We start from the raw sequence: 20,033 nt of genomic DNA on the forward strand, positions 1-20,033 counted from the left end.
CATCGCCGTCACGCTGCCTGCGGGTTCGGTGCGGCGCAACGCGGATGAGGAGTGGAACAGGTGCCGGAAGAGGCCGAGGGAACAGCGGGATCGCCGACCCACGAGGTCAGGGACTTTCTGCGGCGCCGTCGTGAACAGATCGCCCAGCGGTGGGCGGACGAGGCCCTGTTCCGGGCCGTGTTCACCGTCTCCCGTGACGAGGCGGTCGAGGCGGGCAAGGCGGTGGTGGATGGGCTGGCACAGGTCGCGGACGCGCAGCGGGTGGAGGACCCGGACGCCGCGGGGTTCACGTCGGTGCGCGAGCAGTTGGCGAGGATGGGCGCGGCCCGTTCCCGCGCCGGACTGAGCACCGCGCAGGTCTCCAGTGAGCTGGCCGCCCTGCGCCCGCCGGTCGAGAACCTGCTCCTGGCCGACCTGCCGGACGCCTCGCCCGAGGAGGCCCGGGCCTGCGTCACCACGCTGAGCGTGCTGATGGGCACCCTGCGGGTCGTGGTCATGCAGACGGCGCTCAGCGAGGGACAGGCCCTCATCGACCGCCAGCGGCTCCAGCTGCTGGAGGTGGCCACTCCCGTCATCAAGCTGTGGGACGGCATCGTCGCCGTGCCGCTGATCGGGACGCTGGACAGCGCCCGCAGCCAGGTCGTCATGGAGACCCTGCTGGAGTCCATCGTGGAGCAGCAGGCGCGCTACGCGATCCTGGACATCACCGGCGTGCCCACCGTCGACTCCCTGGTCGCCCAGCACCTGATGAAGACGGTGGCGGCGGCCAGGCTCATGGGTGCCGAGTGCATCGTCTCCGGCATCCGGCCCGCCATCGCCCAGACCATGGTCCACCTCGGTCTGGACCTGGGCACCGTGGTCACCCGGGCGAGCCTCGCCGACGCCCTCGGATACGTCCTGCACCAGCTCGGGGTCGGCATCGTCAATCCCGTGGTGAACGGGCCGGTCACCCGGTGAGCCAGGCGTTCCCGGGCCCCTACGGGGGGCCCGTGACGGGTCATGTGCCGGTCCTCCGGCTCGGTGAGGTGCTCCTGGTCACCCTGCAGGGAGACCTGCACGACAGCACGGCGCAGCAGCTCCAGCAGGACCTCGCCGAGACCATCTCCCGCAGCGGCGCGACGGGGGTGATCATCGACATCTCCGGTGTGGAGATCGTCGACTCCTTCCTCGGCCGGGTGCTGGCCGAGATCGCCGGGCAGACCGAGTTGCTGGCCGCCCGCACCGTGGTCGTCGGCATGCGTCCGGCGGTCGCCATCACCCTGGTGGAGCTGGGTCTGTCGTTGCCGGGGGTGCACACCGCGCTCAGCACCGAGGTGGCCATGGAGCTGCTCACCCAGCACGCCCCGTCGTCCCGCTACGGCGGACTGCGCCAGGAGAGTCCGTGATGCACACTGCCGCGGGCGCCCAGGCCCGCCTGCCGATCGGCTCGGACATGGATCTGGTGTGGGTCCGTCAGCATGTGCGGCAGGCGGCCGCCCAGATCGGCTTCGGTCTGGTGGACCAGACGAAGCTGGTCACGGCCGCCAGTGAACTGGCCCGCAACACGCTGGTGTACGGAGGCGGCGGAATCATGGAGGCGGAGCCCCTCACCGAGGGAGGTGTACCGGGGCTGCGGCTGACCTTCCGCGACGAGGGACCGGGCATCGCGGACCTGGAGCAGGCGCTCAGCGACGGCTTCACCTCGGGCGGCGGACTGGGCATGGGACTGGGCGGGGCGCGGCGCCTGGTGCACGACTTCGCGATCGAGAGCAACCCGGGATCGGGCACCACCGTGCGGGTGACCTCCTGGGTGGGCCGCCCTCCCCGCCCGCGTGAGGAGACCTGATGCCCCGCGTGTGGGACGTACCGGTGCACGACTCGACGCGGGTGCGCGACGCCCGGGTGGCCGCCGAGCACGCGGCGGCCCTGGCCGGGCTGGACGAGCAGCGGACCGCCGCCGCGGCGCTGGTGGCGACCGAGCTGGCGACCAACCTGCTCAAGCACGCCGGGGGCGGCCAGGTTCTCATCGACGTCGTCGCTCCGCCGGTCCTGATGACCGGCCGGGAGCACGCCCGGCTGGTGCAGGTCGCCACCGTCGACCACGGCCCCGGGATCGCCGACGTGTCCGCCGCCCTGAGCGACGGTTTCACCACGACGCAGTCCCTCGGCGCCGGTCTCGGCACCTGCGCCCGCCTCGCCGACGACTTCGACCTGCACAGCGTCCCGGGCCGGGGGACGGTGGTGGTCGCCCGGATCGGTGCGGTGCTCGACCGCCCCGCCGTCGAGTCGGGCCCGGCGTCCCGGGTGCGGGCCGGTGCCGTGAACGTGCCGTTCGGCGGCGCGGAGTACTCGGGCGACGCCTGGGCCTGGGTCCGGGACGGCGACCGGGTCACGCTGATGCTGGCCGACGGACTGGGACACGGCCCGGAAGCGGCCCGTGCCTCGACCGCGGCCGTGGAGACCCTGCGCGGTGCGGCCCACCTCCCGCCCGCCGAGGCGCTGCGGCGGCTCGACAAGGCACTGGCCGGCACCCGCGGCGCGGCCGTGGCGGTGGCCCAGGTCGACACGCGTGCCGCGGTGCTCAGGTTCGCCGGGATAGGCAACATCGGGGCGCGACTGTGCGAGGGCGGTACCTGGCGGCACCTGGTGTCCCGGCCCGGCATCGTCGGCACCCACCGGCCCACCACCCTGCGCGAGGAGGAGACCGCCTGGGCGGACGACCGTGTGCTGGTCCTGCACAGTGACGGTCTGCCGAGCCGCTGGGCGCCGACCTCCGACACCTGCCGCACGGCGACCGACCCGGCGGTGACGGCCGCCGTGACCGTCCGCGACGCCAGCAGTTCGGCCCGCCCGGTGCGGGACGACACCGCGGTCGCCGTACTGACCCCGACCCCGCCGGACCGCCCATGACCCGTACCTGGCAGATCACCGACGTCACCGAGGCCGCGCGGGCGCGCATCGCCGCCGCGCGCCTGGCCACCGCCTACGGAGTGCCGCCCCTGGAGCGCACCCGGCTGGTGGCCTCGCTCAGCGCGCAGCTGCGGCTGTGCCTGACCAAGGGCGGTGCCTGGCGGCTCACGCTGGAGACGGGGGCGGCCTCCCGCGCCACGCCGGACGCCACGGGGAGCGTGCTGCACGCCGTGGTGGCGCCGGACCGCGACACCGCTGCCGCCGGTCAGCCCCCGTGGCGGGTCACGGTGCCCTGCCCCGAGGGCGTGCCGGCCGCCGAGGCCGAGGCCGAGGCCGCGGTGGACGATCCGGCCCTGCTGGCGGAGGCGCTGCTGGGCGCGGACGAGGACACGGCCCTGGTACTGGAGCGGCTGAACGAGCAGGAACACCTGGTGGACTTCCACCGGGAGGAGTTGCAGCAGACCAATCAGGGCGTCGTGGCGTTGCACGCCGAGCTGGACGCCGCGGGGCGGGCCCAGCGGGAGGCGTTCGCCGCCGAACGCAAGGCACGCACGGAGGCGGAGAACGCCCGTCGCAGGCTGACCTTCCTCGCGAACGCGAGCGCGGTGCTCACGGCATCGCTCGACCACCACGAGATCGTGCGCCGGCTGCCGGAGCTGCTGGTGCCCGAGTACGCCGCGAGCGTCGACGTCTGGCTGTTCGAGCAGGAGGGCGAACGGCCGGGCCCGGCCCATCCGGCCGCCGCCGTGGTCGCGGCCCGCACCGGTCGGCCGCAGTACGCCGCCGCGGACCCGGGCGGTCTGCCCGGTGTCGAGGACCAGCCGCCCTCGGCGCTGGAGCCGGAGCGGCCCCTGCTGTGCATCCCGCTGCCGACGCGGCAGGCCCCCCTGGGTGTGGTGACCCTGTCCCCGCCCGGCGAGCGCTGGGACCCCGACGACGCCGTGATGCTGATCGAGCTGACCCGGCGGGCGAGCATCGCGATCGACCACGCCCAGCGCTACCAGCACAACCGGGACATCGCCGAGACGCTGCAGCGGGCCCTGCTCACGGAGCTGCCCGCTCCGCCGGGACTCGCCCTGGCCGCGCGCTACCTGCCCGCCACGCACGGGCTGAACATCGGGGGCGACTGGTACGACGCCTTCCGCCAGCCCGACGGCGGCACCATCGCCGTGGTCGGCGACGTGACCGGGCACGGGTTGCGGGCCGCCGTGATGATGAGTCAGCTGCGTACCGCTCTGCGCGCCTACGCCGTCGACGGCGGCAGCCCCGGCCGGCTGCTGACCCGGCTGCACACGTTCCTGCACCACCTCCAGCCCGACCTGTTCGCCACGGCGGTCATCGCGCGTTTCCACCCCGACGACCCCACCATGACGTGGGCCGCCGCCGGGCATCCGCCGCCGGTGCTGCGTACCCCGGACGGGCGGGTCCAGACCCTGGACGCCAAACCCGGTGCGATGCTCGGCATCCCGCTGCGGCAGGAGATCACCGACCACACCGTCCCGCTGCCTCCGGGCTCGACGCTCGCGCTGTACACCGACGGCCTGGTGGAGCGGCGCGCCCTGGGCATAGACCCGGGCATCGCGCGGCTCGCCGAGGCGCTCGGCGGGTTCGGCTCGGCCCAGCTGGAGGCGGACCTGGAGGGGTCGGCGGACGGCATCCTGCGTCCCCTGCTCAGCGACTCGCAACGCGACGACGACGTGTGCCTGTTGCTCTGCCACCTCCGCGGCTCCGGCTGAGCCGCCCGCGCCGCTCCCCAGCTCCCCAGCTCCCCCAGCTCCCCCAGGGGACGGTCCGGGCCCGTGCGCTCCGCCGGTTCACCCCGCCGGTTCACTCCGCCCGTTCACCCCCTCCGTCCACCCCGCCCGGTGCGCTCCGGGGCCGGGCGGGGCATGGTGGTGACCGAGGCGTGTCGCCTGCCTGCCGCGCCCGGCTGGCCGGATCGGCGTGGACGCGATGGGATCGACGAGGTGCGAAGCAGCGATCCAGGGGCAGGCGAATGGCGTTCGCGGCAGACCGCCTCGAGCCGCAGAAAGGGATGAACACCGTGACACGACCCAGGATCCTGGTGGTCGGCGCAGGTTTCGCCGGCGTGGAGTGCGTCCGCCGTCTGGAGCGCAGGCTCGCCCCGAACGAGGCCGACGTCACCCTGGTGGCGCCGTTCTCCTACCAGCTCTATCTGCCCTTGCTGCCCCAGGTCGCCTCCGGGGTGCTGACGCCCCAGTCGATCGCGCTCTCCCTGCGCCGCAGCAGCAAGTACCGGACCCGGATCATCCCGGGCGGTGCCATCGGGGTGGACCTCAAGGCCAAGGTCTGCGTGGTGCGCACCATCACCGACCAGATCGTCAACGAGCCGTACGACTACATCGTGCTGGCTCCCGGCAGCATCACCCGCACGTTCGACATCCCGGGGCTCACCGACAACGCGTTCGGCATGAAGACCCTGGCGGAGGCGGCGTACGTCCGCGACCACGTCATCGCGCAGCTCGACCTCGCCGACGCCAGCCAGGACCCGGTGGAACGCGCCTCCCGGCTGCAGTTCGTGGTCGTCGGCGGCGGTTATGCCGGCACCGAGACCGCGGCGTGTCTGCAGCGGCTGACGCACGCGGCGGTCAAGCGCTACAACCGGCTCGACCCGAGCCTGATCAAGTGGCACCTGATCGACATCGCGCCGAAGCTGATGCCCGAACTGGGCGAGAAGCTCGGACGGGACGCGCAGCAGATCCTCACGCGGCGCGGCATCGAGATCTCCCTGGGCGTGTCCATCGAGAAGGCGGGCCCCGAGGAGGTCACCTTCACGGACGGCCGGGTCGTGCCCACCCGCACGCTGATCTGGACCGCCGGTGTGGTGGCGAGCCCGCTCATCGCCACGCTCGGCGCCGAGACGGTCAAGGGGCGGCTCGCGGTCACCGCGGAGATGTGCCTGCCGAACCACGACGGGGTGTTCGCGCTGGGCGACTCGGCGGCGGTGCCCGACCTCGCCAAGGGCCAGGAGGGCTCGGTCTGCCCGCCCACCGCCCAGCACGCCATGCGGCAGGGCCGGCACGTGGCCGAGAACCTCATCGCCACGCTGCGCAACCAGCCGATGCGGCCGTACGTCCACAAGGACCTGGGTCTCGTCGTCGACCTCGGCGGCGCGGACGCGGTCTCCAAGCCGCTCGGCGTCGAACTCAAGGGCCTGCCCGCCCAGGCCGTGGCCCGCGGCTACCACTGGTCCGCGCTGCGCACGGGCGTGGCCAAGGCCCGGGTGGCGACCAACTGGGCGCTCAACGCGCTCGCCGGCGACGACTTCGTCCGCACCGGTTTCCAGGCCCGCAAGCCGGCCAAGCTGAAGGACTTTGAATACACCGACGCCTATCTGACGCCGGAACAGGTACGGGAGCGCGTCGGCGGGGTGAGCCGGGCGCAGTGACCCCGCGGCCGGGATCGGCTCGCGGCATGGCATGCTGAGAAGTGGATCTCGGCGCGAACCGGCCGGGTATCGGTCGTGAATCAGGAGAGTGTACGGCGGCGTGAAGGCAGCGGGGCGCTCGGTGCGGACACGGCTGCGGGACCGCGTCGCCGCGTCCGATCCCGGACTGTTGCGGCTGACGGCGGGGCTGCGGACGGTGGGCGCCATCGCCCTGGCCCTGGCCGTGCTCGCCGTGTTCGGCGCGGACGTCACCCACCTGGTGGCGGGGGCCATGGCGGCGATGGTCGCCACCTTCGCCATCCGGGAGAAGGAGCCCGGCCCGCAGGCGATCACGCTGGCGCTGGGGCTGCCCGTCGCCCTGGCCTCGGTCTCGATCAGTTCGCTGCTCACCTCGCGGGTCGTCATCGGCGACGCCTTCTTCGTCGTCCTGATCTTCTGCGCCGTCTTCGTGCGCAGGTTCGGCGACCGCGGCACCGCCCTCGGGCTGATCGGCTTCCAGGTCTACTTCGTCTCGCTGTTCGTCGGCGCGAAGGTGTCGGTGCTGCCGGAGCTGCTGGGCGCCATCACGGTGGCGTTCGTGTGCAGCGCGGTGGTGCGGTTCGCGGTGGTGCCGGCGACGCCCGCGGGCATCCTGCAGCGGTTGCGGCAGGCGTTCCGGGCCCGGCTGGCCCAGCTGATCGCCACCCAGGCCGAGTTGCTGGACGCCGGGCCGGGCGAGATCGACAAGACGCTGGAGCATCTGCGGGACGGCACCGCGCGCCTGCACGAGACGGCCCTGATGATCCAGTCCCGGCTGGAGGAGGGCACCCCCGACGAGTCCACGGCGCGGCTGGTGCAGCGGCGCGTCGCGGACGCCGAGATCGCCGCCGAGCGCCTCGGCCTGCTGCTGCTGACCGCGCGCAGCGCCGAGCGGGCGGACACCCTGACCCTGCACCTGCCGGGCGCGCCGGCGCCCGCGGTGGGCCGCTCGCCGGCGCCCGGCGAGGCGACGGAGATCCTGCGCCGCGATCTCGGGGCCCTGCGCACGCTGGTGCTGCGGCCGCCCGCCGAGGCGCGCGGTACCGCGCTGTCCCACCTGCGCAACCGGCTCCTCGGCTACCGCGACGAGGAGAACCTGCCCGAGGCGACCCCGGCGGTCCAGGACGTGTTCCGCGGCATCGGCGAGACCGCGCGTGCGGTCATGGGCCTGCGGATCGCCCTGGACGGGCCGCAGGACGAGTCGGACGACACCCCGGCGACGACCCGTTCCCGGGAGGAGCTGGACGCCGAGGACGCGGCCATCGACGCCGGCGAGGAGGCCGCCCCCAAGGAGGAGCCCACCGGACTGCGGCGGCCCACCACACGGGCCGCGGTGCAGGTGGCGGTGGGGTCCTCGCTCGCCATCGTCGGCGGGGAGTTCCTGTCCTCGCAGCGCTGGTACTGGGCGGTCCTGACCTGCTGGATCGTCTTCATCAACACCGCCTCCACGGGCGAGATCCTGGTCAAGGGCTACCGCCGTCTGCTGGGCACCGTGCTGGGGGTCGTGGCGGGCATCGTGCTGGCCGGCCTGGTCGGCAACCACACCTGGACCGCGTTCGGCCTGGTGCTGCTGCTGATCTTCGCGATGTTCTACACGGCGCCGCTGTCCTACACGCTGATGTCGTTCTTCGTCACCGCGATGCTCGGGCTGCTGTACACCCTGCTGCACACCTACAGCCTGTCCGTGCTGCTGCTGCGCATCGAGGAGACGGCCCTCGGGGCGGCCTGCGGGATCGTCGCGGCGGCGCTGGTGCTGCCGATACACACCGACCGCCGTACGAACGAACTGCTCGAGACGGTGCTGGAGCGGCTCACCGACGTCACCGAGGGCGCCGTGGACCAGCTCAGCGGCGGGCCGGCGGCCGATCTGCTGGACACGGCGCGGGAGCTGGACCAGGCGCTGGGCGACCTGCGGGCCGCCACCCAGCCGCTCACGCATCCGATCACGCCGTTGCGGGCCCGGCGCGACACGGCCCAGTACGTGGTCGCGCTGCTGGAGACCTGCGCCTATCACGCCCGGTCGCTGGCGGCGACGGCCGAGCTGCTGCCGACCCACCCCTCGATCGCGGCCGACCCGAGGCTGCGCGGGGCGGTGCGGCGCACGGTGCGCAACATCGAGGCGATCGCCGCGCGGGTCGCCGACGAGGACGCGCGGACCGAGGTGGAGACCGGGCCGAGCATCGCGTCGCTGCTGGAGCCGGACGCCGCCGGGGTGCCGCGGTACGGCCGGATCACCGGCCGGGTACTGCGGCACCTGGAGCGCCTGGACGAAGCGGTGGTGGGCCTCGCCCGGCCGCTGGGCGTGCCCGTCAGGACACCGCGGCGGTGAGGGTCAGAAGTCGCTGGGCAGACCGCTGGCCTCGGCGATGCCGCGCAGTTCCTCGTTCTGCACGTGGCGTTCCTTGAGGTAGTCGGCTATCTCCCCGAGGCGCTCGGGGTCGGAGGCGGTGGCCGCGTCGGTGACGACCCGCACCGGACCGGTCTCGTCGGTGCTGATCTCGACGACCTCGTTGTCCAGCCGGCCGGTGACCGCGGTGGCGATGACCAGGGCGGCCTCGTCCCTGATCTCCTGGGGCAGCGCTTCGGCGTTGTCCCCGTCCAGGGAGAAGTCGATGGTGGGCATCTGGTGCTCGTCGATCGCCTGGAGGACGGGTTCCACCACGCTGAGCAGCAGCTGGTAGTCGTCGGTCTCCATGCGCACGCGCAGGAGGTCGAGGTAGACGTCCACGGGACGTCCGTCCGGCGGAGGAATCTCGTGTTCGTTCATTCGACCCGTGTTCCCCGTGCCGCGCGGCTCAGACCCTGCGCCAGCGCGCGAGGGCGAAGGAGAACACGCCGAACAGCACCAGACCCGCGGCGACGCAGACCAGCAGCCAGGGTCCGAGCGGGGTGTCGGCGAAGGAGCGGAGGGTGTCGTCCAGGCCCTTGGCCTTGTCGGGTTGGTAGTCGACGGCGGCTCGCACGGCGAAGGCGCCGGCGGCGGCGAAGACGATGCCGCGGGCCGCTCCTCCCCCGACGCCGGTGACGTCGACCAGCCGCCGGGCCCGGGGGCTCAGCTCGCCGAGCTTCAGCTTCTTGTGGTAGCTGCGGCGCAGCGCCTGCACGGCGATCACGACGCCGGCGACGACTATCCCGGCGCCGACCAGGCCCACGATCCACTGCCCGGCGGGCACCTCCATCACCCGCGAGGTGACGTCGCGGGACTGCTGGTCACTGGAGCCGCTGCCGCCGGAGCCGGCCGCGAAGGCGAGGACCGAGTAGGCGACGAACGCGTAGAACACGCACCGGGCGGCGGCCGGGAGCCGCTTCTTCGCGGTGTGACCGTCCTTGCCCGTGACGCCGAAGAGCGCCTCCGACAGGCGCCAGAGCGCCATGCCGACCAGTCCGGCACCCAGCGCCCACAGCAGGACCGCCCCGAAGGGCTTGTCCGACAGCTCGGCCAGGGCGCCGCCCCGGTCCGCCTCGTGCTCACCGGTACCGAAGGCGATCTGCAGCGCCAGGATGCCGACCAGCAGGTAGATGACGCCGCGTGCGGTCAGTCCCGCCCGTGCGGCCCCCTCGGCTGTCGATCCGTTCGCCGCCCGGCGGGCCCGGCCGCGGCCGGAACGTGCGAGAACATTCGCGTTCATGTGTACATCCCCTCCCGGTGTTCCGCGTGCCCCGTCGTCCCGGGCACACACCCCGGCTGCCCGTACACCGCCGAGCGGTGTACGGGCAGCCGGGCCATCACATCTCCCCCGACCCGCCTACCGGGTCAGTCCGCCGTCAGGGCGGGTTCGGCGGCCACGGACGCCGGGGCCTGCGCGGCTGCGAGCCGGCGCCGCGCGGCCTCCAGGGCCTGCCGCACGTCTCGCGTGCCGGTCGACACGCAGAGCGTGTACGCCAGGTCCCGCGTCCCAGGACCGGGGTCCGTCCCCGAGGCGTCAGTCGCGAGTCGTGCGGGCAGTGCCCCGGTGGCCCGCGCGCTCTCCCAGTGCCTCGTCGCGCACGCGGGCGCAGCTGCGGCTGATGAGCCGCGAGACGTGCATCTGCGAGATGCCGAGACGATCGGCTATACGGCTCTGTGTCATGTCCTCGAAGAAGCGCATGTAGAGGATGGCCCGCTCGCGCTCGGGCAGCCTGCGCAGCCCTTCCTTGGCGGACTCGCGGTCGATCACGGTGTCGTACGAGCCGTCCGCGGCACCGAGGGTGTCCGCGAGGCTGTAGCCGTCGTCGCCCGCCGAGAGCTCCGCGTCCAGCGACAGGGTGCTGAAGCTCTCCAGCGCCTCCATCCCGGCGCTGACCTCGTCCTCGGTCAGCCCGGTGTGGGCGGCGAGGGCGGCCACCGAGGGTTCGGGGCTGCCCGGGTTCTGGGTGAGCTCGCGCCGGGCCACCCGCACCTTGTTGCGCAGTTCCTGGACCCGGCGGGGCACCCGCAGGGCCCACATCCGGTCCCGGAAGTGGCGCTTGACCTCGCCGGTGATGGTGGGCACGGCGTAGCTCTCGAAGGCGCCGCGCTCCGGGTCGAAGCGGTCGATGGCCTTCACCAGGCCGAGCGCCGCGACCTGGCGCAGGTCCTCGATGGACTCGCCGCGGTCCCGGAAGCGGCCCGCGATCCGGTGGGCCATGGGCAGCCAGGCGGTGACGAGTTCGTCGCGGACCGCGTCGCGTTCCGGCCCGTCCTCCAGTCCCGCCAGCCGTCCGAAGAGGGCCATGGTGTCGGGGGCGTCGTCGTGCCGGCGACGGGCTGTGGTGGCGGACGTCTGGGCGGACTCGGCGGGGGTTCCGGGGACGGTGGGTGTTTCGATGAGCATGCGGATCGCTCCTGAACGGTGGTCTCAGGGGAACATTCCGCGGGAACGGTGCTGTCCGGGTGATCTCACCCGGAGGGCCCACGCAGCCATACCGCTCCCGCTGCTGCGCCTCCGGTCCGAAGCACGAACTTGCGACTGCCCCCACCCCGGGGGAACAAACTCCGCTTTTCGAAAAGTACTCAGGACAGCGGAACGACCACGGTGATGCACTTGCCTCCCGCGGGAAGATCGGCTACACGCACGTCGCACGCGAGCCGGCAGACGATCGGCCAGCCCCGGCCGCCGACGCGGCGGCGCCCCTGGGGGTCGGTGCGCGGCACCGCGACCGGAAGGTCGTGGCTGCGGTCGCTCACCGACAGGCGCACCCCGGGGCCGACGACGTCGACCTGGAAGTCGGTGACGCCGCCGCCGTGCAGGATCGCGTTGGTGGTCAGCTCCGAGGCGACCAGCACGGCGTCCGACAGGGCGGCGGCGTCGCACGAGGCGTGGCCGTCGGTGCGGCCGCGTTCGGTGACGACGCGTTCGACGGTCCTGCGGGCCTCGGCGGGTTTGCACGGCCGGAACCGCCGGTGCCGGTCCGCGTCGGGCTGGTCGACGACGGTTTCGGTCGTGTGGCTGTCACACATCCGTCAGCTCCCTGGTCGGTGGGACGTACCGGGTCGGGCCGGTTTCGCGCGGTGGGCGCGCCGTGCGGCCTCGTCACTGTCGGCTCACCTCTGCCGGTGGGACCAAACCTCCCGGCCTCCTTACGGCCCAACAGCCATCCCGGCGCCGCACGGGGGTAAACGGAAGGCATGACGGATGTTGTGGACGCGGATGAACTGCTGCGCCGGATGCACCGGGCGCGGGCCTGCGCGCTGGAGCAGGAGCGGACCTGGCGAGGGCGGAGGGACGAGCTGCGGACTACCGACCCGGAGGGCTCCCGGGAGGCCGCCACGCGGTCGCTGGCCTACGAGGCCGTCCTGCGGGTGCTGGACGAGGTGCTGACGCCGGGCAGGAACACAGGGTGACGAGCCCACGGGGCTGATTGACCGGGTGGGCACCGGGAAACCGGACCGGCATGACAGCCGACCACACCCGAGCACCCGTTCTCGAAGCCCTCGTCGACTACCGCCGCGAGGGACGGCTGTCGTTCACGCCGCCGGGGCACAAGCAGGCGTGGGGGGCCGACCCCGCGGTGCGCGAGGTGCTGGGCGACGCCGTCTTCTACGGTGACGTCCTGGCGATCGGCGGACTGGACGACCGGCTGACCCGGGGGCGGGTGCTGCAACGCGCCCAGGACCTGATGGCCGATGCCGTGCACGCGGACCACACGTTCTTCACGACGTGCGGGAGTTCCCTCTCGGTGAAGGCGGCGATGCTGGCGGTCGCGGGGCCGCACGAGAAGCTGCTGATCGGCCGGGACGCCCACAAGTCCGTCGTCTCGGGGCTGATCCTCTCCGGCATCGAGCCGGTGTGGGTGGAGCCGCGCTGGGACGCCGAGCGGCACCTGGCGCATCCGCCGTCCGCCGAGGAGTTCGAGGAGGCCTTCGCCGCACACCCGGACGCCAAGGGTGCCCTGATCACCAGCCCGACGCCGTACGGCGCGGGTGCCGACCTGCGGGCCGTCGCGGAGGTCTGCCACCGGCGTTCGGCGCCGCTGATCGTCGACGAGGCCTGGGGTGCGCATCTGCCCTTCCATCCCGGCCTGCCCTCCTGGGCGATGGACGCGGGCGCCGACATCTGTGTGACCAGCATTCACAAGATGGGCAGCGGCCTGGAGCAGGGTTCCGTGTTCCATCTGCGCGGTGACCTGGTCCCGCCGGAGCTGCTGGGCATGCGGGCGGATCTGCTGAGCACCACCAGCCCCTCCGCGCTCATCTTCGCCGGACTGGACGGCTGGCGCCGGCAGATGGTGCTGCACGGGGAGGAGCTGATGGGCGGGGCGCTGAAGCTGGCCGCCGAGGTGCGCTCGGCCGTCGAGGAGATCGACGGCATGCACGTCAACGACCGGGACGACTTCTGCGCGCCCGGGATGGCCCACGACTTCGATCCCCTGCCCGTCGTCATCGACCTCCAGGGACTGGGCATCTCCGGTTACCAGGCGGCGGACTGGCTGCGCGAGCACCGGAGTGTCGTCGCGCACCTCACGGACCACCGCCGCATCGGCGCGCAGATCACTCACGGGGACGACCGGCAGACCGCCGGGGAACTGCTGACCGCGCTGAAGGATCTCGCGAACGCCGCCCCGGATCTCGCTCCCGCTCCGCGCGTGGAGGTGCCGCCGCCGTCCGAGCTGCGGATGCCGCAGGTGCTGCTGCCCCGGGACGCGTTCTTCGGGCCCACCGAGGACGTGCCGCTCGACCGGGCCGCCGGTCGTGTCGCGGCGGAGATGATCACGCCGTATCCGCCCGGCATCCCGGCCGTCCTGCCCGGCGAGCGGCTGGCCGAGCCGGTCCTGCGGTATCTGCGCAGCGGCCTGGAGGCGGGGATGTTCCTCCCGGACCCGAGTGATCCGGCGCTGGAGACGGTGCGGGTCGTCGCCGAGAACGGCGGCTGAGACCGGGTCCGCCCGGCGGCCCGTGGGGGCGGCCCGTGGGGCGGCCCTTGGGCGGCGCGTGAAACAGGTCACGTGGCCGGGTCCCGGTTTCACGGAACCCCGGAAGATGGTTTAGCGTTCATCCATACGTGGCGACGGAGTCGACCGAGCGTCCTTCGTACGTACCGCTTACGGCCCTGGCTGGCTTCCCCCGTCCAGCCAGGGCTTTTTCACGCCCTCGCGTCCCCGTCCCCGGTTCCGGCACGAATCCGTGCGGAATCCGCCGTCCGCCGAGGTGCTCAGGGAGCCGACAGCGACTGAAATGGGCATAGGGAAAGCCCCGGAACCGAATCGCCGGCGAGGAGCCCCGTGCCATGACCAAAGCGATCAAACTGCTGACCGCCCTCCCCCAGCCCCAGCGCGGACGGCTTACGGCACTCGCCCGGGAGGTCTCCTTCCCGGAGGACACCCGGATCTTCGAGGCGGGCGGCAGGGCCGACCGGTTCTGGGTCGTCCGCTCCGGCGCGGTCTCCCTGACCCAGCAGGTCACGTCCGTGCAGCAGGTCACGGTCGCCAGCCTCGGCGCGGGTGACCTGCTCGGCTGGTCCTGGCTGTTCCCGCCCTACGAGTGGGACTTCGGCGCCGAGGCCTTCAGCCCGGTGCGCGCCTACGAGTTCGACGCTGCCTCGGTGCTCGCCCTGTGCGAGGAGGACCCGCAACTCGGCATCGTGCTGGTGCGCTCCGTCGCCGAGATCCTCGCGCACCGGCTGGAGACCACCAGGGGCCGGCTGATGGAGCACTACTCCCTGCACGGGCGGGGCTCCCTGTGAGACGTCCCCGCCCCGGGGCCGGCGGCGGCTAGACCCGGTAGCGCCGCAGCGCCGGGATCGCGGCGGCGAGAGCCAGCATCGCCACGACGACCAGCAGTCCGCCGCCGGCCACCGCCTCCCGCGCGCCGAAGGCGGAGCCCGCCCCGCCGTGCAGGACGTCGGCCAGGCGGGGGCCGCCCGCCACGACGACGGTGAAGACGCCCTGCATGCGCCCGCGCATCTCGTCGGTCGCGGCGGAGAGCAGGATCGCCCCGCGGAAGACCATGGACACCATGTCCGCGACTCCGGCCACGACGAGGAAGGCCACCGCGAGCCACAGGCTGGAGCTCAGCCCGAAGCCGGCGATCGCGGCGCCCCAGACCACCACCGCGCCGATCACCATCCACCCGTGGCGGCGCGCCCGGGAGAAGGTGCCGGAGAACACCCCGCCGGCCACCGCGCCGATGGGTATCGCCGCGAACAGCAGGCCGAGGGCGAGCCCTTCGCCGTGCCCGGCGTAGCCTTCGGCGGCGAGCTGCGGGAAGAGGGCGCGGGGCATCCCGAGGACCATGGCGACGATGTCGGCCAGGAAGGACAGCAGCAGCACCTTGTGCCGCGCGATGTAGCGGAAGCCCGCCACGACCTCGCGCAGGCCCGCGCGCCGGACCGCCGCCCCCGACAGCGGCGGCAGCGCGGGAAGCCGGTGGACCGCCCAGACGGTGACGCACAGGGCCAGCGCGTCGATCAGATACAGCTCGGCCAGGCCGACGACCGGGATGAGGGCGCCGGCCAGCAGCGGGCCGACCACCTGGCCGGTCTGCATGACGGTCGAGCCGAGGGCGTTCGCGGCGGCGAGTTCGTCGTCGGGGACGAGCCGGGCGATGGAGGCGTTGCGCGCCGGGGCGTTCAGGCCCCAGAAGGCCTGCTGGAGCGCGAGCAGCAGCATCAGGGCGGCGACCGACTCCATGCCGGTGACGGCCTGCACCCAGAAGAGCAGCGAGGTGACGGCGATGCCGATGTTGGTGATCAGCAGCAGCTTGCGGCGGTCCATGGTGTCGGCGACCGCGCCGCCCCACAGCGCGAACACGATCAGCGGCAGCAGACCGGCGAGGCTCGCGGCGCCGACCCACGCCGAGGAGCCGGTGATGTCGTAGATCTGCTTGGGCACGGCGACGGCGGTGAGCTGGCTGCCGACCGCCGTGACGATGGTGGAGGACCACAGCCTGCGGTAGGCCGGGCGGCGCAGCGGGCGGGTGTCCATGGCCCAGCGGCGCCATCCGCGCCGTCGGCCCCCCTGCTGCGGATCGCGGCTCTTCGCCCCGGGTCCGGTGTCGCTCTCACTGGTCTCGCTCGTGTCCACGCGCTTCCTACGTGCTCATTACATCTTTCGGTTGCGGGCCTCACTATCCCAGCCCCGCCCCGGCGCCCTGAACCCGCGTGGCCGGTTCGGGTCTCCCGCTCAGGCCCCGGCGATGAGGGTGATGCCGAGGACGACCATGGTCGCGGCGACCAGTCCGTCCAGGACCCGCCAGGCCGCGGGCCTGGCCAGGAAGCGGCCGAGGTAGCGGGCGCCGAATCCGAGCGCGGCGAACCAGCACAGGCTGGCGGCCGCGGCTCCCACGCCGAAGGACCAGCGCAGTGGGCCCTGGTCGGCGGCGACCGAGCCCAGCAGGAAGACCGTGTCGAGGTAGACGTGCGGGTTGAGCCAGGTGAGCGCCAGGCAGGTGAGGACGGCCCGGCGGCGCGAGCCCGCGGCGTCTCCCTCCGCCCGCAGCGCGCCCGCCGGCCGGAACACCCGCCGGGCGGCCAGGGCGCCGTAGCAGAGCAGGAACGCGCCGCCGATCCAGCCGACCGCGGTCAGCGCGCCCGGCCATGCCACCACGACCGCGCCGACCCCGCCGACCCCGAGGGTGATGAGCAGGGCGTCGGACAGCGCGCAGATGCCGACCACGGCGAGGACCGCGTCGCGGCGGATGCCCTGACGGAGGACGAAGGCGTTCTGGGCTCCGATGGCGACGATGAGCGAGAGGCCGGTGCCGAAGCCGGCGGCCGCGGCGGTGAGGGCGTTGGTCATGCTCCCGACGCTAAGCGAGTGATCACACGACGTACAGCTAAAGATTCTTACGTAACATTAGCTGGCGTGATGACATCAGAAGCGGGCGCGGTGGCGGGGGCGGCGGCGTTCGCGGACCTTCCGATCGACCAGGTACGCACCCTGCTGGCCGTGGTGGACGAGGGCACCTTCGACGCGGCGGCCGCGGCGCTGCACGTGACACCGTCGGCGGTCAGCCAGCGCGTCAAGGCACTGGAGCAGCGCACCGGCCGGGTGCTGCTGCTGCGCACCAAACCGGTGCGGCCGACGGACTCCGGCACGGTGCTGGTACGGCTGGCCCGTCAGGTGGCCAGGCTGGAGCGGGACGCGTACGCCGAACTGGGGCTCAGCGGGGCCGGGGAGCCGACGCGGGTCTCGGTGGCGGTCAACGCCGACTCGCTCGCCACCTGGTTCCTGGGCGCGCTCACGCGGATGCCCCGAGACCCGGGGATCTGTTTCGAGCTGCGCCGCGAGGACGAGGACCACACGGCGACCCTGCTGCGCGAGGGCGTGGTGATGGCCGCGGTGACCTCCTCCGCCGACCCCGTCCCGGGCTGCACGGTCCGGCACCTGGGCCGGATGCGGTACCTCCCCTGCGCCGAACCCGCCTTCGCGGCGCGGTACTTGGACGGGCCGCTGCACCCGTCGATCGTGGCGGCGCCGGTGGTGGTCTTCGACCGGCGGGACGACTTCCAGGACGGTTTCGCGCGCCGGCTCGGTCACGGCGGCGCGGGTCCCGCGCGGCACTACGTACCGACCTCGGAGGGGTTCGTCGAGGCGGTCGCCGCCGGCCTGGGCTGGGGCATGGTGCCCGAACCGCAGGCCGAGCCGCTGCTGCGCGCGGGCCGGCTCGTCGACTTCGCCCCGGACCTGGCGGTGGACATCCCGCTGTACTGGCAGCAGTGGAAGCTCGACTCCCCGGCGCTGGCCACCGTGGCCGAGGCGGTGGTGTCGGCGGCGGCGCGGGCCCTGCGGACGTAGGCGCGCCCCGAGGCGAAAACCACACAGCCGGTTTCACACCGGTGGCGACCGGTCACCCGCAACGGAGCACACCATTCCCGAAAGCGCGAACGATACCGATCGCAGGTGACTTTGATGGACAACTGGCGAGAGCACGCCGCGTGCCGCGCGGAGGACCCCGACCTGTTCTTCCCGATCGGCACCACCGGACCGGCCGCGTTGCAGACCGAGCAGGCCAAGACGGTCTGCCGGGGCTGCCCCGTGCAGGAGCAGTGTCTGCGCTGGGCCCTCGACACAGGTCAGACCATCGGCGTCTGGGGCGGGACCAGCGAACTGGAACGCCGTGCGCTCAAGCGGCGCGAGGCCGTGCGCAGGCGGTCCGCCTGACCACGGCGCGGCGCGGTCGCCCCCGGCGGCCGGACGCCGACCCCCGGCAGAACCACCCCCGGAAGGACCGGCCATGACCGTGCGTGTGCACCGCGTCTACGACCCGCCCGCGCCGGACGACGGCGTACGGGTGCTGGTGGACCGGCTGTGGCCGCGGGGGGTGGCGAAGGACGCGTCCCAGGTGGACGCGTGGCCCAAGGGCCTGACCCCGTCGACCGAGCTGCGCCGCTGGTACCACGCGGGTGAGGGCCCCTACGAGGAGTTCGCCGCGCGCTACGAGGCGGAGTTGGCCGCCCCGGAGGCGGCCGAGCTCCTCGACCAGCTGCGGGAGCTGGCCCGCCGGGGGGACGTGACGCTGCTGACCGCGTCCAAGTCCCCCGGGCGGAGCCACGCTTCCGTGCTGCGCCGCCTCCTCGATCAGGCTTGAGGAGAGCGTGAGGCGAGCCCGAGGAGGGCAGCCGGCGAGGCGGGCGTCCGCGGCTCAGGCGGTCTGCCGCGCCGCCGCCCGGCCCGCCGCCCGCCCGGAGAAGAGGCAGCCGCCGAGGAAGGTGCCCTCCAGCGCGTTGTAGCCGTGCACTCCGCCGCCGCCGAAGCCGGCCACCTCACCGGCCGCGTACAGGCCCGCCACCGGGGTGCCGTCGGCGCCCAGGGCGCGGGAGTCGAGGTCGGTCTGGATGCCGCCGAGGGTCTTACGGGTGAGGATGTGCAGCTTCACGCCGATCAACGGTCCCGCCGACGGGTCGAGGATGCGGTGCGGGGTGGCCACCCGGCCGAGTCGGTCACCGATGTAGCGGCGGGCGTTGCGGATGCCCTGGACCTGGGCGTCCTTGGCGTACGGATTGGCCATCTGGAGGTCCCGGGCCTCGATCTGACGCCGGATCGAGGCGGCGTCGAGGAGCGGTTCGTCGGTCAGCCGGTTCATCCTGTCGACCAGTTGCTCCAGGTTCGGCGCGGTCACGAAGTCGGCGCCCTCGCGCAGGAAGGCGTCCACCGGGCCCGGAGCGCCCTTGCCCAGGACGCGTTCACGCAGGAACCCGGCCCGGTCCTTGGCGGTGATGTCGGGGTTCTGCTCGGAGCCGGAGAGCGCGAACTCCTTCTCGATGATCTTCTGGGTGAGGATGAACCAGGAGTGGTCGTGCCCCGCGAGACCGTCGGCCGTGCGCAGGTGCCGCAGGGTGCCGAGGGTGTCGTAGCCGGGCAGGCAGGGCTCGGGCAGGCGGCGGCCGAGGGCGTCGAACCACAGGGAGGACGGCCCGGGCAGGATGCGGATGCCGTGGCCGGGCCAGATGGGGTCCCAGTTGCGCACGCCCTCGGTGTAGTGCCACATCCGGTCGCGGTTGACCAGGCGGGCGCCCGCCTCGGCGCTGATGTCGAGCATCCGCCCGTCGACGTAGGCGGGGACCCCGGTGACCATCTCGGCGGGCGGGGTGCCGAGACGCTCGGGCCAGTGGCGGCGGACGATGTCGTGGTCGGCGCCGATGCCTCCGGAGGTGACGATCACGGCCTGGGCCGTGAGTTCGAACGCGCCGGTCTCCTCGCGGCTGGAGGCGACACCCCGGGGTGAGTGGTCCTCGGCGAGGACCGTGCCGCGCACGCCGCACGCGGCGCCGCCCTCGACGATCAGGTGGTCGACGCGGTGTCGGTGGTGGAAGGTGAGCAGCCCGTCCCGGGCGGCCTGGCGGGCGTGGCCCACGAACGGCTCGACGACGCCCGTGCCGGTGCCCCAGGCGATGTGGAAGCGGGGCACGGAGTTGCCGTGCCCGCCGGCCCGGAGGTCGCCGCGCTCGGCCCAGCCGACGGTGGGCAGGAAGGTGATGCCGTGCCCGGCCAGCCAGAACCGCTTCTCCCCCGCCGCCCATTCGACGTACGCCCGGGCCCAGCGCACCGCCCAGGAGTCCTCGTCCTCGGTGCGGTCGAAGGCCGCGCTGCCCTGCCAGTCGTTCCAGGCCAGGTCGAAGGAGTCCTTGACGCCGAGGCGGCGCTGCTCGGGGGAGTCCACGAGGAAGAGGCCGCCGAAGGACCAGAAGGCCTGTCCGCCGAGGTTGGCGGCGTTCTCCTGGTCGACGAGGGCGACCCTGCGGCCCCGGCTGGTCAGTTCGTGCGCCGCGACCAGGCCCGCCAGGCCCGCTCCGACCACGATGACGTCGGCATCCATGGC

21 protein-coding genes are annotated in these 20,033 nt (G+C 73.3%); 13 read left to right on the forward strand and 8 right to left on the reverse strand.

Annotated features, from left to right (window positions below; translation table 11 throughout):
- Positions 1-60: 60 nt before the first annotated feature.
- The 7 genes from SAM23877_RS03920 (at position 61) to SAM23877_RS03950 (ending at position 8,645) form a co-directional block, all read left to right on the forward strand.
- On the forward strand, positions 61-957 hold the full coding sequence (locus SAM23877_RS03920; RefSeq protein WP_053142147.1) for an STAS domain-containing protein: 897 nt from the start codon (positions 61-63) through the stop codon (positions 955-957).
- A complete protein-coding gene (locus SAM23877_RS03925; RefSeq protein ID WP_053126966.1) occupies positions 954-1,385 on the forward strand; it encodes an STAS domain-containing protein in 432 nt (143 codons plus the stop codon). The genes SAM23877_RS03920 and SAM23877_RS03925 overlap by 4 nt, the downstream gene beginning before the upstream one ends.
- Complete coding sequence (locus SAM23877_RS03930) at positions 1,385-1,825, forward strand: anti-sigma regulatory factor (protein WP_053126968.1); 441 nt, start codon at positions 1,385-1,387, stop codon at positions 1,823-1,825. Before SAM23877_RS03925 ends, SAM23877_RS03930 begins: the two co-directional genes overlap by 1 nt.
- Positions 1,825-2,889 carry an ATP-binding SpoIIE family protein phosphatase gene (locus tag SAM23877_RS03935; protein ID WP_053126970.1) on the forward strand — a complete coding sequence of 355 codons (1,065 nt, stop codon included), beginning with the start codon at positions 1,825-1,827 and terminating at the stop codon, positions 2,887-2,889. The genes SAM23877_RS03930 and SAM23877_RS03935 overlap by 1 nt, the downstream gene beginning before the upstream one ends.
- Positions 2,886-4,625, forward strand: coding sequence for a PP2C family protein-serine/threonine phosphatase (locus SAM23877_RS03940; RefSeq protein ID WP_053126972.1), 1,740 nt, complete (start codon positions 2,886-2,888; stop codon positions 4,623-4,625). Before SAM23877_RS03935 ends, SAM23877_RS03940 begins: the two co-directional genes overlap by 4 nt.
- A gap of 299 nt (positions 4,626-4,924) precedes the next feature.
- The gene (locus SAM23877_RS03945; RefSeq protein WP_053142149.1) at positions 4,925-6,298 is read left to right on the forward strand and encodes an NAD(P)/FAD-dependent oxidoreductase; all 1,374 of its coding nucleotides are present in this window, start codon (positions 4,925-4,927) and stop codon (positions 6,296-6,298) included.
- Positions 6,299-6,398: 100 nt separating this feature from the next.
- Complete coding sequence (locus SAM23877_RS03950; protein ID WP_053142151.1) at positions 6,399-8,645, forward strand: FUSC family protein; 2,247 nt, start codon at positions 6,399-6,401, stop codon at positions 8,643-8,645.
- A 3-nt stretch (positions 8,646-8,648) separates the two neighbouring features.
- Here SAM23877_RS03950 and SAM23877_RS03955 read toward each other — a convergent pair whose 3' ends face one another.
- The 5 genes from SAM23877_RS03955 to SAM23877_RS03975 all read right to left on the reverse strand — a co-directional run bounded on the left by SAM23877_RS03955 (position 8,649) and on the right by SAM23877_RS03975 (position 11,735).
- The gene (locus SAM23877_RS03955) at positions 8,649-9,083 is read right to left on the reverse strand and encodes a hypothetical protein (protein WP_053126973.1); all 435 of its coding nucleotides are present in this window, start codon (positions 9,081-9,083) and stop codon (positions 8,649-8,651) included.
- A 28-nt stretch (positions 9,084-9,111) separates the two neighbouring features.
- Positions 9,112-9,945, reverse strand: a complete 834-nt coding sequence (locus SAM23877_RS03960) for a DUF1206 domain-containing protein (protein ID WP_053126975.1) — start codon at positions 9,943-9,945, stop codon at positions 9,112-9,114.
- A 125-nt stretch (positions 9,946-10,070) separates the two neighbouring features.
- A complete protein-coding gene (locus SAM23877_RS03965; protein WP_053126977.1) occupies positions 10,071-10,262 on the reverse strand; it encodes a DUF5133 domain-containing protein in 192 nt (63 codons plus the stop codon).
- Complete coding sequence (locus SAM23877_RS03970) at positions 10,240-11,109, reverse strand: SigB/SigF/SigG family RNA polymerase sigma factor (RefSeq protein ID WP_053126979.1); 870 nt, start codon at positions 11,107-11,109, stop codon at positions 10,240-10,242. Before SAM23877_RS03970 ends, SAM23877_RS03965 begins: the two co-directional genes overlap by 23 nt.
- A 179-nt stretch (positions 11,110-11,288) precedes the next feature.
- Positions 11,289-11,735 (reverse strand): ATP-binding protein, encoded by a 447-nt coding sequence (locus SAM23877_RS03975; RefSeq protein ID WP_053126981.1) that lies wholly within the window; start codon positions 11,733-11,735, stop codon positions 11,289-11,291.
- Positions 11,736-11,903: 168 nt separating this feature from the next.
- Between SAM23877_RS03975 and SAM23877_RS03980 the strand changes: the two genes are divergently transcribed.
- From SAM23877_RS03980 to SAM23877_RS03990, 3 genes are all read left to right on the forward strand, one after another.
- The gene (locus SAM23877_RS03980; protein WP_053126983.1) at positions 11,904-12,119 is read left to right on the forward strand and encodes a hypothetical protein; all 216 of its coding nucleotides are present in this window, start codon (positions 11,904-11,906) and stop codon (positions 12,117-12,119) included.
- A gap of 50 nt (positions 12,120-12,169) precedes the next feature.
- Positions 12,170-13,648, forward strand: a complete 1,479-nt coding sequence (locus tag SAM23877_RS03985) for an aminotransferase class I/II-fold pyridoxal phosphate-dependent enzyme (protein ID WP_053126985.1) — start codon at positions 12,170-12,172, stop codon at positions 13,646-13,648.
- A 353-nt stretch (positions 13,649-14,001) separates the two neighbouring features.
- Positions 14,002-14,457 (forward strand): cyclic nucleotide-binding domain-containing protein, encoded by a 456-nt coding sequence (locus SAM23877_RS03990; RefSeq protein WP_053126987.1) that lies wholly within the window; start codon positions 14,002-14,004, stop codon positions 14,455-14,457.
- Positions 14,458-14,485: 28 nt separating this feature from the next.
- Here the strand turns inward: SAM23877_RS03990 and SAM23877_RS03995 are convergent, their stop codons facing one another.
- Both SAM23877_RS03995 and SAM23877_RS04000 read right to left on the reverse strand, forming a co-directional pair.
- Positions 14,486-15,796 carry an MFS transporter gene (locus tag SAM23877_RS03995; RefSeq protein WP_053126989.1) on the reverse strand — a complete coding sequence of 437 codons (1,311 nt, stop codon included), beginning with the start codon at positions 15,794-15,796 and terminating at the stop codon, positions 14,486-14,488.
- Between the two features lie 99 nt (positions 15,797-15,895).
- Entirely contained in the window at positions 15,896-16,510 is a 615-nt protein-coding gene (locus SAM23877_RS04000; protein WP_053126991.1) for a LysE/ArgO family amino acid transporter, read from the reverse strand.
- Positions 16,511-16,579: 69 nt separating this feature from the next.
- Between SAM23877_RS04000 and SAM23877_RS04005 the strand changes: the two genes are divergently transcribed.
- From SAM23877_RS04005 to SAM23877_RS04015, 3 genes are all read left to right on the forward strand, one after another.
- A complete protein-coding gene (locus SAM23877_RS04005; RefSeq protein ID WP_053126993.1) occupies positions 16,580-17,509 on the forward strand; it encodes a LysR family transcriptional regulator ArgP in 930 nt (309 codons plus the stop codon).
- Between the two features lie 114 nt (positions 17,510-17,623).
- The gene (locus SAM23877_RS04010; protein WP_053126994.1) at positions 17,624-17,875 is read left to right on the forward strand and encodes a WhiB family transcriptional regulator; all 252 of its coding nucleotides are present in this window, start codon (positions 17,624-17,626) and stop codon (positions 17,873-17,875) included.
- Positions 17,876-17,948: 73 nt separating this feature from the next.
- Positions 17,949-18,302, forward strand: a complete 354-nt coding sequence (locus SAM23877_RS04015) for a DUF488 domain-containing protein (RefSeq protein WP_053126997.1) — start codon at positions 17,949-17,951, stop codon at positions 18,300-18,302.
- A gap of 54 nt (positions 18,303-18,356) precedes the next feature.
- On the opposite strand, the gene SAM23877_RS04020 is transcribed toward SAM23877_RS04015, so the two are convergent.
- Positions 18,357-20,030, reverse strand: coding sequence for an FAD-binding dehydrogenase (locus SAM23877_RS04020; protein WP_053126999.1), 1,674 nt, complete (start codon positions 20,028-20,030; stop codon positions 18,357-18,359).
- Positions 20,031-20,033: the final 3 nt, after the last annotated feature.

This window comes from Streptomyces ambofaciens ATCC 23877, assembly GCF_001267885.1.
GTDB lineage: Bacteria > Actinomycetota > Actinomycetes > Streptomycetales > Streptomycetaceae > Streptomyces > Streptomyces ambofaciens.

Coding starts and splice junctions, on each gene's coding strand:
- SAM23877_RS03930 (WP_053126968.1), top strand. CDS start 1,385: ATGCACACTGCCGCGGGCGCCCAGGCCCGCCTGCCGATCGGCTCGGAC.
- SAM23877_RS03935 (WP_053126970.1), top strand. CDS start 1,825: ATGCCCCGCGTGTGGGACGTACCGGTGCACGACTCGACGCGGGTGCGC.
- SAM23877_RS03940 (WP_053126972.1), top strand. CDS start 2,886: ATGACCCGTACCTGGCAGATCACCGACGTCACCGAGGCCGCGCGGGCG.
- SAM23877_RS03945 (WP_053142149.1), top strand. CDS start 4,925: ATGAACACCGTGACACGACCCAGGATCCTGGTGGTCGGCGCAGGTTTC.
- SAM23877_RS03955 (WP_053126973.1), bottom strand. CDS start 9,083: ATGAACGAACACGAGATTCCTCCGCCGGACGGACGTCCCGTGGACGTC.
- SAM23877_RS03960 (WP_053126975.1), bottom strand. CDS start 9,945: ATGAACGCGAATGTTCTCGCACGTTCCGGCCGCGGCCGGGCCCGCCGG.
- SAM23877_RS03970 (WP_053126979.1), bottom strand. CDS start 11,109: ATGCTCATCGAAACACCCACCGTCCCCGGAACCCCCGCCGAGTCCGCC.
- SAM23877_RS03975 (WP_053126981.1), bottom strand. CDS start 11,735: ATGTGTGACAGCCACACGACCGAAACCGTCGTCGACCAGCCCGACGCG.
- SAM23877_RS03980 (WP_053126983.1), top strand. CDS start 11,904: ATGACGGATGTTGTGGACGCGGATGAACTGCTGCGCCGGATGCACCGG.
- SAM23877_RS03985 (WP_053126985.1), top strand. CDS start 12,170: ATGACAGCCGACCACACCCGAGCACCCGTTCTCGAAGCCCTCGTCGAC.
- SAM23877_RS03990 (WP_053126987.1), top strand. CDS start 14,002: ATGACCAAAGCGATCAAACTGCTGACCGCCCTCCCCCAGCCCCAGCGC.
- SAM23877_RS04000 (WP_053126991.1), bottom strand. CDS start 16,510: ATGACCAACGCCCTCACCGCCGCGGCCGCCGGCTTCGGCACCGGCCTC.
- SAM23877_RS04005 (WP_053126993.1), top strand. CDS start 16,580: ATGACATCAGAAGCGGGCGCGGTGGCGGGGGCGGCGGCGTTCGCGGAC.
- SAM23877_RS04010 (WP_053126994.1), top strand. CDS start 17,624: ATGGACAACTGGCGAGAGCACGCCGCGTGCCGCGCGGAGGACCCCGAC.
- SAM23877_RS04015 (WP_053126997.1), top strand. CDS start 17,949: ATGACCGTGCGTGTGCACCGCGTCTACGACCCGCCCGCGCCGGACGAC.
- SAM23877_RS04020 (WP_053126999.1), bottom strand. CDS start 20,030: ATGGATGCCGACGTCATCGTGGTCGGAGCGGGCCTGGCGGGCCTGGTC.